The organism is Halopiger thermotolerans, from assembly GCF_054654555.1.
The window spans coordinates 288,510-302,628 of sequence record NZ_BAAIEU010000003.1 but is presented as its reverse complement, the minus strand read 5'-3'; the positions used below and the strand labels follow the sequence as shown (position 1 = coordinate 302,628).

The following is a 14,119-nucleotide window of genomic DNA, read 5'->3' as shown; positions in this document are numbered from 1 at the left end:
CCTAGTAAGAAACATATCTACTCGTCGGATACACCCGCTATTCTCCATTATTCTCAATGGTATTCCTCGAGCCGAATTACGTAGGTACATTCGTAAATATCGTCTATCCTGAGCAGGAGTTTCCCATAGAGAAACGACGAGGAACGGACCGCGCGATCGCGCTCGAGTTGGGCTGGAGAAGACGAGCAGCGGACGACCATCCGTCTCGAGCCGCCGTATCGCGTCGCGCTGACCCGATCGTCGGCGGCCGGGGAGCGCGGTCGGCAAGGGGTATCCCTCCGGTTCGCGACCGACCGTGCAAACGAAGCGTCCGGTAGAGTGGCTAGTCCGCCTCGTTTCGGAGGGGGCGGCGACCGTTCGACGGCCGATACCGGCTAGGTCTTCGGCCGACGAGAAGCCGCGATGGCAGTCCGTCTACGACCGGACGTCGCTCGAACGGGGTTATCGGACCGGGACGGTACTGAACTCTCTGTAGATAATGATAGTCCACAATATTTTTTACCCCCGGTTGACAATACAGGTCTATGCCATCTCATGGCAATGAGCACGTGGTGGAGTCGAATCACCGCTCTCTCTCGCGGCGGCACCTCCTTCGCGCCGGCGCAACGGGTGGAGCGATGGTGCTAGCCGGCTGTGCGGGGAGCGAAACCGGATCGGAGGGGACGAACACGTTCGTCGAACCGACGACGACCCAGCCGACCAACTGGCAGTTCAATCACCTCAATCTGACCAACCCGTTCTCGCACGCGATGCAGAGCGACCAGTTGCAGCGATACCACATCGCCAACGAGGAGTTCGAGTCGTACGCAGTCTCCATCGAGGAGTTCAGCGGTGAAACGGCAGTGCTGAAGGTCCGAGACGGACTCACGTGGCACAACGGCGATCCGGGCGACCCGGTCAACGCCGACGACCTCTACACGAAGCTGGTCACCGACGCCATCATCGGGGACACGATTTCGACCCTCTGGACGGACATCCAGCGCGCCGGTGACAAGTCCGTGGAGCTCACCCTCGAGGGAACGATCAACGAGCGGCTGTTCAAGGACGCGCTGAACTACTACTGGCTCGAGACGCCGTACCGGATGTACCGGGACTACGTCGAGCGGTGGGAGGACGCGACGACCGACGAGGAAATCGGAAAGATCCGGAGCGATCTCCGCAACGACGCGTTCGACGAGCCGAAGGGGAACGGCCCCTTCCAGTTCGAGGAGCGAGATAGCAGCTACCTCCGGATGAGCCTCTACGAGCACCATCCGGACGCGGATAACATCAACTGGGACTACTGGGAGCTGCAGCGGGTCTCGACGGACACCGCGAGCGTGCTGCTCGGGGGCGAAGTCGACGGGATCCGGAACTACACCGCACCGGAGTCCGTCTTCGAGAGCGCGCCCGACGATCTCCTGCACTCGCAGCTGCCCGCGCTGTGGGGGCATTCACTGCCGTTCAACCACGAGGACGACGACTTCGGGAACATGCGTGTCCGACAGGCGATCTGCGAGTTCATCGACAGGGAAGCCTGCGCCAACAACTACGGCCGCTTCGGACAGCCGGTGGAGGCGCCGAGCGGGCTCGTCGGAAACATCAACGGGCAGAACGAGCAGAGCGATCGGTGGCGGAACAAGGTCTCCGACGAGATGGCCGACCAGCTCCACCGGTACGACGATCCGGAACGGGGTCGGCGACTCCTCCGCGAGGAAGGGTACCAGAAGGACGACGGCAAGTGGTACCGTCCCGACGGGAGCCGATTCGAGGTAACGATCAAAACCGTCTCGGGCTTCAACGATTGGCACCCCGTCTACGAGACGATCGTCAGCAACCTCCAGTCGGAGGGGATCGCCGCCGAACTCCAGCAGATCGAGGAGTCCGCGTACTGGTCCAACCACTACCTCGCCGGGGACTTCCAACTGGCGTCGACGGGGTGGACGCTCCAGCGATCCAGTCCGTACTACGTCTTCGACATGTACTACAACATCGACACGGAGTTCATGAACCTCTCCCCCGAAGAGCTCGAAGCGCCGCCGATGGGTGACCCCGACGGGGAGCTCCAGTCGGTCGATCCCCGCGGCCTGATGGACGAGTTGCTCGTCGCGCAGGACGAGGAGAAAGCGACTAGCCTCGTCGACGAACTCGCGTGGATCACCAACCAGACGATGCCCATGCTCCAGATCCAGGAGATCAACGATCCGGTCTGGTTCTACACAGACGACTGGGAGGTTCCGGAGCCCGATTCGCCGAAGTACCAGTCGAAGTGGCCGCTCTGGTGGTTCCCGCGGTTCGGAGAGCTACAGGCGAAGTAGGACTGCGACGCCGAGTTTCGAACCATCAGCGAAAGCGGAACCATTATAGGATAACGCCTACCACACTCATTCAAATTAATGTACATAATAAAGCGTCTCGGACAAGCAGTCATCACGTTTTTCGCCGTCATCACCGTGACGTTCGGATTGATCCGAGCGATTCCTGGCGGTCCGGCGGACTACATCAGGGCGGAGATAATGCGAAATCGGGGATCGCAGGGTGCGGACATGTCCCAGCTCAATACGCTGGTCGAGTCGTACACGAACATGGACCCGTCGAAGCCGCTGTACGTGCAGTACTACGATTACCTCACGAGCATCCTGCGGGGTGACCTCGGGCAGTCGGTATGGTTCGACCGGCCGGTCGCCGCCCTCATCGTTGAGGCCGCCCCGTGGACGATCTTTCTCCTCACGGTGTCGATACTGCTCACGTTCGCGATCGGGATCGTCCTCGGGGCCATCATGGCGTACCGCGAAGGGAGCCAATTCGACATCGGATCGACCGTCCTCTCGATGTTCCTGAACTCGGTTCCCTACTACATCGCGGCGATCTTTCTGGTGTACGTCCTCTCCATCCAGCTGAATGTCTTCCCGCAATCGGGGAACTACACGTCCGGGCTGGACCCGTCCCTGTCGTTCATCTTCATCTCCGACGTCCTGTACCACGCGACACTCCCGATCCTGTCGCTCGTCATCACCGGCTTCGGCGGGGTAGCGATCACGATGCGGGGGAACGCGATTCAGGAGATCGGCGAAGACTACATTCGGGTCGCGAACCTTCGCGGCGTGCCAGGACGGCGAATCGCGACCCGATACGTCGGTCGAAACGCCATACTGCCGATGTACACCAACCTGATGATCTCCATCGGCTTCATGTTCGGCGGATCGGTCATCCTGGAGCAGATCTTCGCCTACCCCGGCCTCGGGTACTACCTCCTGCAGGGGATCCACAGCCGCGATTACCCGCTGATGATGGGGATCTTCCTCGTCATCACAGCGGCCGTGCTAATCTGCATCCTGATCACGGATCTCACCTACGGAAAGATCGATCCGCGGATCGCCGAAGGCGAATCCAAGGAGGCATACTGAGAGGTGACTGTCAATGGCTGAAACTAATTCGACGTTCGACGCGACCGAGGATCGAGACGGAACGGGCGACGGATCGGCGGCGACCCGGTCGGAGGTGTACAAAGAGTGGCTCGACGTGGCCGTTCTCGCCCCGCTACGGGTCGTCTGGAGCGACTGGCGGACGCGGCTCGGCACCCTGATCATCCTGTTTTACGTCCTGATGGGAACGGTCGGTCCCTACCTCGTTCCCGAGCCGACGCAGGGACAGGGACCGAATAAGGTGGCTCCCTTCCAGAGCATGTCGTACCCGCTCGGGACGAACGGCATCGGCGAGAGCCTCCTCTCGGAGATCGTGTACGCGACGCCGCCGATGCTCAAGATGATTCTGGGCGGCGCAGTGTTCTCGACGATCATGGCGATGACTATCGGGACCGTCTCGGGCTACAAGGGCGGCTTCGTCGACAGAGTCCTCACCACGTTCACCGACATCGCGATGACCATTCCCGGGCTCCCGCTGATCATCGTCCTCGTCGCCATCTTCGAGCCCGGAAATCCGTACCTGATCGGGATTTTACTCTCGATCAACGGGTGGGCCGGCCTCGCGCGGTCGATCAGATCGCAGGTGCTTTCGATCAGGGACCACTCCTACGTCGAGGTTTCGCGGATCATGGGGACGTCCACGCCGCGAATTCTCGTCGACGACGTCGTCCCGAACATCATGCCGTACGTACTGATCAACTTCGTCAACTCCGCGCGAGGGGTCATCTTCGGATCGGTCGGACTGTACTATCTCGGACTCCTGAGCAGTATCGAAAACAACTGGGGGATCATGCTCAACGACGCCTACACGAACGCCGCTATCTACTCGCTCGATATGGTGTACTGGCTACTCATTCCGATGATAACGATCGTCACGCTCTCGTTCGGGCTGGTACTGTTCGCACAGGGTACTGAAAAACTGTTCAATCCGCGGATCCGGGCGCGTCACGCGGAGACCGTCGAAGACACCGCGCCGTACGAGGAATAAACGATGCACCACCAACACGCACGAACGTCGTCGGTCGACGATCCGATCTTCGAGGTTCGGAACACGAGCGTATCGTTCGACATGGAACGTGGCGAATCAAAGGTACTGAACGAGGTCTCCCTCGACATCGAACGGGGCGAAGTCCTCGGCGTCGTCGGGGAGAGCGGCAGCGGCAAGTCGATGTTCGCCTCGGCGTTGCTCGACGCGGTCGTCGATCCCGGCGTCCTCACCGGCGACATCACCTACCATCCCGAATCGGGGGACGCCATCGACCTGCTCGAGCTCTCCGACGAGGAGATCAAGCAGGTCCGCTGGGAGGAGATCGCGATGGTCTTCCAGGGCGCGATGAGTTCGTTCAACCCGACGATGACGATCAGAGATCACTTCCGGGAGACGCTGGCCGTCCACGACTACGATGTCGAGGAGGGGATGGCTCGCGCCGAGGACCTCCTCTCGGAGCTCTACCTCGAGGCCGAGCAGGTGCTCGACTCCTACCCGCACGAGTTGTCGGGAGGCATGTCCCAGCGGGCGCTGATCGCCCTCTCGCTCGTCCTCGAGCCCGAAGTTCTGGTGATGGACGAGCCGACGGCGGCGCTGGACCTGCTGATGCAGCGGTCGATCATTCAGCTGATCAACGAGATCGCCGAGCAGCGGGATCTGACGATCGTCTTCATCACGCACGACCTGCCGCTGGTCGCGAACCTCGCCGATCGGATCGCGGTGCTGTACGCCTTCGAGTTCGTCGAGGTCGGTCCCGCCTACGACGTGCTGACGGCAGCGAAACACCCCTACACGCGCGCGCTGCTCAACTCGACGCCGAATCTCGACACGCCGCGCGAACAGATGCGGCCGATCGAGGGCGCGGCGCCGGATCCGGTGTCGGTTCCCGACGGGTGTTCCTACCATCCCCGGTGTCCGCTGTCCGACGCGGTCTGCGAACGCGACGACCCGCCGCTGGATTCGGACGCAGACGACGGCCACGTCGCGGCGTGTCACTACGTCGACGACGTCCCCGACGCGGTGCCGCTGACGCTCCAGGAGGTGAAGGTCAATGAGTGACGACCACGTCGTCTCCCTCGAGAACGTGGAGGTCCACTTCGAGTCGGACTCGTCGATGCTCTCTCGGCTGCGGGGCGATACGGACATCGTCAAGGCCGTCGACGGCGTCTCGCTCTCGATCCCGGAGAACGACGTCGTCGCGTTAGTCGGCGAGAGCGGGTGCGGGAAGACGACCCTCGGAAAGACGGCGATCGGCGTCCAGCGGCCGACCGCCGGCTCCGTGAAGTACCGAGGGCAGGACGTCTGGAAGGCGAAAGACGGCGAGGGAACCGTCGAGATTCCCTACGAGGAGATCCGGCAGTCGCTCCAGATCATCCCACAGGATCCGGGCGCGTCGCTCAATCCCAACAAAACGGTCCAACACTCGCTCGCGGCGCCGCTCAAACTGCGCAAGCCCGAGATGGATTCCTTCGAGCGCCGGGAGCGGATCCACGAGATGCTCGAGCGGGTCGGGATGTCCCCGCCCGAGGACTACGCCAAGCGCTTCCCGCACCAGCTGTCGGGCGGCGAGAAGCAGCGCGTGGCGCTGATCCGGGCGCTGTTGATGAACCCCGACCTCATCCTCGCCGACGAGGCGGTCTCGGCGCTGGACGTCTCCCTGCGGATCGACATGATGGACCTCATGTTGGAGCTGCAGGGCCAGTTCAACACCTCCTTCCTGTTTATCAGCCACAACCTCTCGAACGCCAGCTACGTCGCCGGGAAATCCGACGGCCGGATCGGCATCATGTACCTCGGCGAACTGGTCGAACTCGGTCCCATCGACGAGGTGCTCGAGAATCCGAAACACCCCTACACGAAGGCGCTGGTCTGGGCAACGCCGAACCTCGATCCCGACGTCGACGAGGACGCTGAATCCCCGCTCCGGAAGATCGACGTGCCAGATCCCCGGAACCCGCCCTCGGGCTGTCGGTTCCACACCCGCTGTCCGAAAGCCCGTGAGGCCTGCAAGCACAGCGCGCCCGAGGCGGTGTCGGTCGACGGCGACGACGATCACACGGTGACCTGCTTCCGGGAAGTCGACGACCACGAGTACTGGGAGAGTCCCTCGCTCACGGACGAACCCGACGAAGCGGACGACGCCGCGCGTCTCGAGAGCGAACCGACGCAGTAACGGGCGGTCAGGTCGCTTCTCCAGTACTTCTATTACGTCGCCGTCGAAACGAGTGGGCAATGAATACGAGTGAAGCGATCTTCCGAGCGCTCCTCGCGATCACCCTGACGCTTGCGGTTATTCTGCTGGCGCTGTTTCCCTTCCAGGAACCCGGGACGGGCGGCTACATCATGTCCGTGCTGACGCTGTCGATTCAGGGCGTGTTGATCCTCGTCGCCGCAGCGGGGCTCTACTTCGAGTGGGAACCGTTCTCGTTCATCGACGAGCAGTAGCCCGCTAGCTCGCTCGCAGCGCGGGCACGTCCGTCTTCTACGCGCCGTCCGCGGTCAGGCGAACCATCGAGTACGGCGGGAGCGACACCGTGACGTGATCCTCCTCGACCGCCGCGCAGTCCGTCGTCGGCGCGATCCGCTCGGGCTCCTCGAGCGTGTTCCGGTCGTACATCGTCTCCGCTGAGAGGCGATCGACGGTGACCTCGTCGACGGCCGCCAGCGGCTCGCCCGACACCGTAACGTCGATGGCGTCGGCGCCGGCGTCGCGGTGAACGAGGACGATCGCGAGGTCGTGCTCGTCGGCGTCGGTCACCGCCATCGCGTCGACCGCCGGCTCGTCGGTCACCGGCTCGAGTTCGCCGAACCACTCGCTCGTGTCCGTCCCCCAGGTCGTCTCCGTCGAGAAGGTGTGGCAGGTCACGTCAACGCCGATCGGGGTGCCGCCGACGAGCCCCGAGCCGAGCTGCTGGCCGTAGTAACAGGGGTCGGCCCACACGTGGCCCTTGGACTTCCGGAGGCCGCCGCCGTGGTTGCCGACGCCCGAGTGGGTCACCATCTCAACGGTGCCGCTCCGGATGCACTCGTGGATGATCGTGGCGTCGAAGACGACCTCGGTGATGCTCTTGTTCGTCGGGAGCGTCTCCTGATCGAGTTGGTGCTTCTGTGAATCTGCAGGCGATTCAGCGTCATCCTCGGGCTCGTCGAACCGGGTGAACAGTTGGAGTTCCGTGATCGCCTGTCGAACGTCCTCGAGTCCGGCCGCTCGACAGTCGGCCGTGACCGCCTCGTACTCCTCCCGGAGTTGGCTCGCGAAGCCCGAATGGGCGTTGAACAGTTCGACCGGATCGGTCGTCGGGTCGGCGTGACACTCGACGAGGACGTGGTCGGTGAGCCAGTCGTCAGCCTCGAGTTCCTCGAGCAGCGGCTCGTTCCAGTCGGTCAACCGGTTCCCGCAGGCGAAGACGTCGATCGAGTCGTCGACGGCTTCCATCGCGTCTTTGAATCGGCGGAATCGATCCGCGTTCCCCTCGGGCGTCGTCCAGCCGATCTGCCACGAGCCGTAGAGCTCGTTGCCGACCTCCCAGTACGCGACGTCGTACGGTTCGGGGTGGCCGTGTTCGGCCCGCAGCGCGCCCATCTCGGTGTCGGTCGAGCCGTTGCAGTACTCCACCCACCGCGCCGCCTCCTCGGGCGTCGCGCTGCCGGCGTTCAGGCAGATCATCGGCTCGCAGCCGACCGCCTCGCAGAGCGCGACGAACTCGTCGGTGCCAAAGAGGTTCGTCTCGAGGGCGTCCCACGCCGGGTTCGGCTTCGTCGGGCGCTCCTCGATCGGACCGACGCCGTCCCGCCAGTGATACCCGGAGACGAAGTTCCCGCCGGGCCACCGGAGCACGGAGAGGTTCAGCTCGGAAAGCAGGTCGACGATCTCGGGGTCGGCCGTCGCGACGTGATCGTCGGGATAGCAGCAGATCCGGTCGACGACGACGTTCGCGTCCGCGGCCCGCGTGGTCACGCTGAAGCCGAACAGTCGCTCGTCCTCTCGGTCGACCGTCGGCAGTTCGAGCGAGAACGAGACCGTTCGGTTCGCGTCCCGAGCGGTCACGTCGGTTTCGGCGAGCACCGATCCGAGCGAGCCGTCGTCCGCGACCTCGTGGACGGCCAGACGAACCGACGTCTCCTCGGCGGCGCGCAGCGTGGCTTTCCCCTCGAACTCGGTCGTCCGGTGGATCGGAAGATAACACCACTGCGCGAGGCCGTCGTAGTCGTCCGTCGACCCGGTCTCGAACCGCTGTGCGCGGTCGTCGGCCGTTCCGACGTCGGGGCTGGTCCGGACGTCGTCGGCGTTCCCGTACGGGAACCACCACAGCGCAGTGCCGTCGTGATACGCGCGCTGCAACCGCTCGGCCTCCGGTAGCCCATGGGTCTCCGCGTAGGTCTCGATCCGCTCGTCGATCGCGTCGGAATCCGTGAGTTCGCCGTTCCCGCCGTCGGCGCCGTACTGGTGGTCGCCGAACTTCCAGGAGCCGAACGTGGGGTTGAACAGCACCTGGGCCTCGAGGACGTTCGCGACGTTCCGCGGCGTGTAGAGATGTTCGCCGAACTTGCTGTACAGTTCCGGAGCGACCTCCTCGCCCCGCCTCGAGGGGTCGAGGCGGACGGTCGCCCGGGAGTCGGAGTCGCCGCTCGTGTGGGTGAAAAGATCTGCCATGATCGTTCGACAGTGTTATCCAGCGTATGATAAATGTACGGATCGACGAACCCTCGTCGGTGGTGGCCGCGATCGACGGCCGAACGAGCCGTTCGGCGCTCGCAGACGAATATACAGCAGTAGTTATATGTCAACGCGGACTGTTCGCACACAATAGACGATGAGGAACGCAGATTCGGTCCCGCTTACGGACGTGACGATCGACGACGACTTCTGGAGCCCGCGGATCGAAACGAACCGGGAGGTGACGATCGAGTACCAGTACGAGCAACTCGAGACGAGCGGCTGCCTCGAGAACTTCCGGCGGGCCGCCGCCGACGAGAACGGCGGCTTCGAGGGGTTCTGGTTCGCCGATACGGACGCGTACAAGTGGATCGAGGCCGCCAGTTACGTCCTCGCGACGACCGACGATCCCGAACTCGAGGAGCGGGTCGACGAGGTCATCGACCTGATCGCCGCCGCCCAAGAGGACGACGGCTACCTCGATACGTACTTCGCGCTCGAGGAGCCGGACAAGAAGTGGACGAACCTCAACATGATGCACGAGTTGTACTGCGCGGGCCACCTCATCGAGGCGGCCGTGGCCCACTACCGTGCGACCGGGAAGACGTCACTGCTGGACGTGGCCACGAGGTTCGCCGACCACATCGATGACGTATTTCCCGACGAGGTCGACGGCGCCCCGGGTCACCAGGAGATCGAACTCGCGCTGGTGAAACTCGCCCGCGTGACCGGCGAGGATCGGTACGTCGATCTCGCCGAGTACTTCGTCGATATTCGAGGGCGGACCGACCGCTTCGAGCGGGAACTCGAGAACATCGAGGAGATCGCCGGCTACGACCCCGACGACGGTGGCATCGCCGAGAGCGCCCGCGGCGCGTTCTACGAAGACGGTGAGTACGACGGGACGTACGCGCAAGCCCACGCCCCGCTCGAGGAGCAGGCGGCCGTCGAGGGCCACGCCGTGCGAGCGATGTACTTCTTCGCCGGCGCCGCGGACGTCGCCGCGGAGACGGGCGACGACGAACTGCTCGAGCACTTAGAGCGGCTCTGGCGGAACATGACGACGAAGCGGCTGTACGTCACCGGCGGCATCGGCTCGGCCCACGAGGGCGAGCGGTTCACCGAGGACTACGACCTGCCCAACGACACGGCCTACGCCGAGACCTGCGCGGCGATCGGAAGCGTCTTCTGGAACCGACGGATGTTCGAACTGACCGGCGACGCGAAATACGCCGACCTCATCGAACGAACGCTCTACAACGGCTTTCTGGCCGGCGTCTCGCTCGACGGCACCGAGTTCTTCTACGACAACCGCCTCGAGAGCGACGGGAGCCACAGCCGGCAGGGCTGGTTCGACTGCGCGTGCTGTCCGCCCAACGTCGCGCGACTGTTCGCGTCGCTCGAGCGGTACCTGTACGCCGTCGACGGGCGGGAGCTCTACGTCAACCAGTACGTCGGGAGCACGGCGACGCCGACGGTCGGCGGGACCGAACTCGAGATCACCCAGACGACCGACTACCCCTGGAACGGCGAGGTGACGATCGACATCGAGGCGCCGGAGCCGACGTCGGCGACGGTTTCGCTTCGCGTCCCCGAGTGGTGCGACGACGCCGAGATCGAGGTGAACGGCGAGCCGATTTCGGTCGACGGCGACGGGTACGTCTCCGTCGAGCGCACGTGGGACGACGACCGGATCGCGGCGACGTTCGAGATGGACGTCACCGTCGTCCGCAGCCACCCCGCGGTCGCGGCCAACGCCGGCCGCGTCGCGCTCGAGCGCGGCCCGATCGTCTACTGTCTCGAGGAACACGATACCGAGCGGCCGGTCCACCAGTATCACGTCGACTCGACGACGGAGCTGGAACCGGACCATCGGGACGACCTGCTCGACGGCGTGACCGTCCTCGAGGGGGACGCGACGGTTCCGGCTCGGGAGGGGTGGGACGGCGACCTCTATCGACCGGCCGAGGAGTGCGAGGAGACGACGGCCCAACTGACCGCGATTCCGTACTACGCGTGGGACAACCGCGAGAGCGTCCCGATGCGCGTCTGGTTGCAGGCGAACTAGGACTCGGGTCGGTCGATCGGATCGGCTCGAGCGCGCGAGCGCGTCGTCCGGAACCCGTCAGTCAGCGTCGGCCAGATACTCGACGAGCCCGAACAGCAACCCGGTAACGACCGGGTGCGATCCGGCGGTCTCCCGAACGCGGAACGTACACGCGACGACCCGACCGTCGTCGACGGGCCGCTCGAGGAGCGGACTGCCCCAGTCGGCCAGCCACCCGCGGACGTAGCCGACGTGAAGGGTGTCTCGGTCGGGGTCGACGTCCGAGACGATCTCGTACGGATAGGCGTCTTCGAACTCCCAGCCGAGGTGGCGGTTCGAACAGAACGGGGCCACGAGCGGCGAATCCTGGTAGAAAAACGACGCGGTGTTGGTCCAACTGTCCGTCCGCGGAAGCGTCAGGAACTCGAAAAAGTCCGACCGGCGCATCTCCCCCTGGCGGTCCGGGACCTGGACGGCGGTCCCGCCGTTCGAGACGAACTCGCGAACCTCGGCGGTCGCGTCCGTGACGAACGCGACGTCGACGTCGGACGTGAGGCGGTGCGTGACGTCGAATCCCGCCGACGCGAGCCGGGAGGCGAGCGCCCCCTCGGCGAACACGAGTGCCTCCGGCGGTTCGCTCGGCGGCGACGGGACGACGACGATCGGCACCGTCCGCGCCAGGTCCGTCTCGGACCGGCCCCGAACCGTCACGTCCGCGGTTCGGGCCGACTCGACCTGCGGCGCGGTAATCCCCACTGGATCCAGTTCGGCCACGGAGTGAGCCGGCGCGCTCAGTCGGCGGGTTTCGGTCGTCCCGTCGAACTCCAGTTCGACGTCTTCGACGACGCGCTCGTCGGTGTCGTTGACGAGCGCGATCTCGAGGTCGCGCTCCGAGCCGGCCCATGCGACGTGCGAATCGACCGTCGCGACGAGCGTCACGTCGGCGTTCATCGCGGCGACGTCGTCGTAGACGGCCTTCTCGTTGCGGCAGTAATCGAGCAGGCCGGTGGCCTCCCACTCGGTGTCGTACAACTGCGTCAACACGTAGCCGGCGATCTCGTCCCGCTTTCGGAACTCCCCGAGGATGTGCTCGAGCGAGACGCCCGCGCGGTGTTGCCACGATTCGGCGAGGTCCTCGAGGTCGTCGAAGACGTCGTCGAGGCCGGTCTCGACGAACCGATCCCGAACGCCGCTGGGCCGCTTGATCGGATCGGAGAGGAACGCGTGGGAAAACCACGCCGGCTCTCGACCGTAGTGATCGACGAGCGCGGAGAGCGACGGAAACGACAGCGCGCCGAACTCCGAGATCACGACCGGCGCGCCGTCGTCGGTCCACCGCTGCGTGGCGTAGTTGTCCCGCCGGTGGTGAAGCGTGTGTTCCAGATTCTCGACCCACTCGGTCGCTCGATCGGGGCTGATACAGTACCAGTGATAGTCGTTCAGATCGGTCTCGACGTGGGCCCACCCGGAGTTGTCGCAGACGAGTCGCGTCGGGTCCCACTCCCGAACCGTTTCGACCAGCGAGGCGAGGTACGACTGTTTCGTCTCGTCGGTCCAGAGGGTCTCCTCCGTCTCGTCGTGGCCGATCCCCCACTCCTCGTGGTAGAGGCTCCAGACGACGACGCTCGGTCGGTTGTAGTCCCGTTCGACGAGCCGCCGGAGCTCGGTTTTCAGCTCCTCCTTCGATCGATCCGTGTACCGGGCCGGATTCGCCGGCTCCTCCCAGACGAGGATCCCCTTCCGATCGGCGGCCTCGAGGAAATCGGGGTGGGCCGGTTTGAGGTGCTTTCGAACGAGATTGAACCCGAGTTCCGAGACGCGCTCGAGTTCGCGCTCGAAGAAATCGTCGTCCGGCGGCCGGTACAACGTCTTGGGATAGTACCCCTGATCGAGCACCCCGCGGAGTCGGATCGGCTCGCCGTTGAGGCGGAAGCCGTCGCCGTCGCGTTCGATGGTCCGGAGCCCGAAGTAATCCTCGTACCGATCGAGGACCTCGCCGTTGGCTTCGAGCGTGATCTCGAGGTCGTACAGCGCCGGCGAGTCGGGCGACCAGTAGGCCGGGTCGTCGAACTCGAGGACGGCGTCGCCTGCCTCGTCGACCGATTGCACGGCGATCGCCTCGACCGCGCCGTCCCGCGAGGCCCGGATCACGGCGTCGAGACCCGTCGGATCGGTCTCGCCCGCGTCGACGTCCAGCGCGACGGCCGCGGTGTCCGTCTCGAGGTCGGGAGTCACGGCGGCCCCCGACACGTAGACCGGCGGGCGGAACGAGAGCGTCACCGACTGCCAGATCCCGCTGACCCGCGTGAACCACGGCTCGCCCTGCTTTCCGTGGGGTATCTCGGAAACGTCCTCGGGGTCGTGGACCGCGACGGTGAGGGTGTTCTCCCCGGCGGTGATCGCGTCCGTAATTTCGAACTCGAAGGGGAGGTAGCCGCCGCGGTGTTCGCCGACCCGCTCCCCGTTGACCCAGACGGTCGCCCAGTAGTCGACGGCGCCGAACTCGACGAACGCGCGGTGTGACTCGAGTTCCGCCGCCTCGACCTCGAACGTCCGATTGTACCACGCGGTTCCCGCGTACCCCCGCAGGCCGTCGTCCTCCTGCCAGATGTGGGGGACGTCGACGGGATTGGCCTCGGTGACCCACATCGCGAGTTCCGTCTGCCATCCCTCCGTCATCCCGATACCGTCCGGATCGACCTCGAACAGCCACTCCCCGTCGAGCGACCGGGAGTGTCGAAGGGACGCGTCGTCGTTCATACCGGCTTATCCGGCTGATAACGGATGAATTTACCGCTCTCCGCTTCGCGCGTTCCGCGGACTCGCGGGCTCGTTCGTCCGGGATCGGGTTCCGAGTCGATCCGAAGGCGGCTGCAACCTCGGAACGGTCTCGCCGTCGACCGACTCGAGCCGGGTGCAGACGCCTCGAGTCCGGATTACGGGATCGGGGGCCGTACCGGGTTGACGCGGCGGGTCGACCCGCGATCGGGCCCGGACGGTATCGTACTATTTCGAAATGAGAA

The 14,119-nt window shown here is 64.7% G+C and carries 9 protein-coding genes; 7 read left to right on the top strand and 2 right to left on the bottom strand.

The features are described from left to right. The first annotated feature begins 617 nt into the window (after positions 1 to 617). The 6 genes from ACYQ26_RS06665 (at position 618) to ACYQ26_RS06640 (ending at position 6,837) form a co-directional block, all read left to right on the top strand. On the top strand, positions 618 to 2,297 hold the full coding sequence (locus ACYQ26_RS06665; RefSeq protein WP_459808086.1) for an ABC transporter substrate-binding protein: 1,680 nt from the start codon (positions 618 to 620) through the stop codon (positions 2,295 to 2,297). 78 nt (positions 2,298 to 2,375) lie between these two features. Next, positions 2,376 to 3,386 carry an ABC transporter permease gene (locus ACYQ26_RS06660; protein ID WP_459808085.1) on the top strand — a complete coding sequence of 337 codons (1,011 nt, stop codon included), beginning with the start codon at positions 2,376 to 2,378 and terminating at the stop codon, positions 3,384 to 3,386. A 13-nt stretch (positions 3,387 to 3,399) separates the two neighbouring features. Continuing rightward, positions 3,400 to 4,392 carry an ABC transporter permease gene (locus ACYQ26_RS06655; protein WP_459808084.1) on the top strand — a complete coding sequence of 331 codons (993 nt, stop codon included), beginning with the start codon at positions 3,400 to 3,402 and terminating at the stop codon, positions 4,390 to 4,392. 3 nt (positions 4,393 to 4,395) lie between these two features. Then, positions 4,396 to 5,451, top strand: a complete 1,056-nt coding sequence (locus ACYQ26_RS06650; RefSeq protein WP_459808083.1) for an ABC transporter ATP-binding protein — start codon at positions 4,396 to 4,398, stop codon at positions 5,449 to 5,451. Then, positions 5,444 to 6,565: an ABC transporter ATP-binding protein gene (locus ACYQ26_RS06645; RefSeq protein WP_459808082.1), complete on the top strand. Its 1,122-nt coding sequence runs from the start codon at positions 5,444 to 5,446 to the stop codon at positions 6,563 to 6,565. The genes ACYQ26_RS06650 and ACYQ26_RS06645 overlap by 8 nt, the downstream gene beginning before the upstream one ends. Before the next feature lie 59 nt (positions 6,566 to 6,624). Further along, complete coding sequence (locus ACYQ26_RS06640) at positions 6,625 to 6,837, top strand: hypothetical protein (RefSeq protein WP_459808081.1); 213 nt, start codon at positions 6,625 to 6,627, stop codon at positions 6,835 to 6,837. A gap of 37 nt (positions 6,838 to 6,874) precedes the next feature. Here the strand turns inward: ACYQ26_RS06640 and ACYQ26_RS06635 are convergent, their stop codons facing one another. Next, positions 6,875 to 9,046, bottom strand: coding sequence for an alpha-L-arabinofuranosidase C-terminal domain-containing protein (locus ACYQ26_RS06635; RefSeq protein ID WP_459808080.1), 2,172 nt, complete (start codon positions 9,044 to 9,046; stop codon positions 6,875 to 6,877). A gap of 160 nt (positions 9,047 to 9,206) precedes the next feature. Here ACYQ26_RS06635 and ACYQ26_RS06630 point away from each other — a divergent pair, with 160 nt between their 5' ends. Next, positions 9,207 to 11,117, top strand: a complete 1,911-nt coding sequence (locus ACYQ26_RS06630) for a glycoside hydrolase family 127 protein (protein WP_459808079.1) — start codon at positions 9,207 to 9,209, stop codon at positions 11,115 to 11,117. Positions 11,118 to 11,174: 57 nt separating this feature from the next. On the opposite strand, the gene ACYQ26_RS06625 is transcribed toward ACYQ26_RS06630, so the two are convergent. Continuing rightward, on the bottom strand, positions 11,175 to 13,856 hold the full coding sequence (locus tag ACYQ26_RS06625) for a glycoside hydrolase family 2 protein (RefSeq protein WP_459808078.1): 2,682 nt from the start codon (positions 13,854 to 13,856) through the stop codon (positions 11,175 to 11,177). Positions 13,857 to 14,119: the final 263 nt, after the last annotated feature.

Coding starts and splice junctions, on each gene's coding strand:
- ACYQ26_RS06665 (WP_459808086.1), top strand. CDS start 618: ATGGTGCTAGCCGGCTGTGCGGGGAGCGAAACCGGATCGGAGGGGACG.
- ACYQ26_RS06660 (WP_459808085.1), top strand. CDS start 2,376: ATGTACATAATAAAGCGTCTCGGACAAGCAGTCATCACGTTTTTCGCC.
- ACYQ26_RS06655 (WP_459808084.1), top strand. CDS start 3,400: ATGGCTGAAACTAATTCGACGTTCGACGCGACCGAGGATCGAGACGGA.
- ACYQ26_RS06650 (WP_459808083.1), top strand. CDS start 4,396: ATGCACCACCAACACGCACGAACGTCGTCGGTCGACGATCCGATCTTC.
- ACYQ26_RS06645 (WP_459808082.1), top strand. CDS start 5,444: ATGAGTGACGACCACGTCGTCTCCCTCGAGAACGTGGAGGTCCACTTC.
- ACYQ26_RS06640 (WP_459808081.1), top strand. CDS start 6,625: ATGAATACGAGTGAAGCGATCTTCCGAGCGCTCCTCGCGATCACCCTG.
- ACYQ26_RS06635 (WP_459808080.1), bottom strand. CDS start 9,046: ATGGCAGATCTTTTCACCCACACGAGCGGCGACTCCGACTCCCGGGCG.
- ACYQ26_RS06630 (WP_459808079.1), top strand. CDS start 9,207: ATGAGGAACGCAGATTCGGTCCCGCTTACGGACGTGACGATCGACGAC.
- ACYQ26_RS06625 (WP_459808078.1), bottom strand. CDS start 13,856: ATGAACGACGACGCGTCCCTTCGACACTCCCGGTCGCTCGACGGGGAG.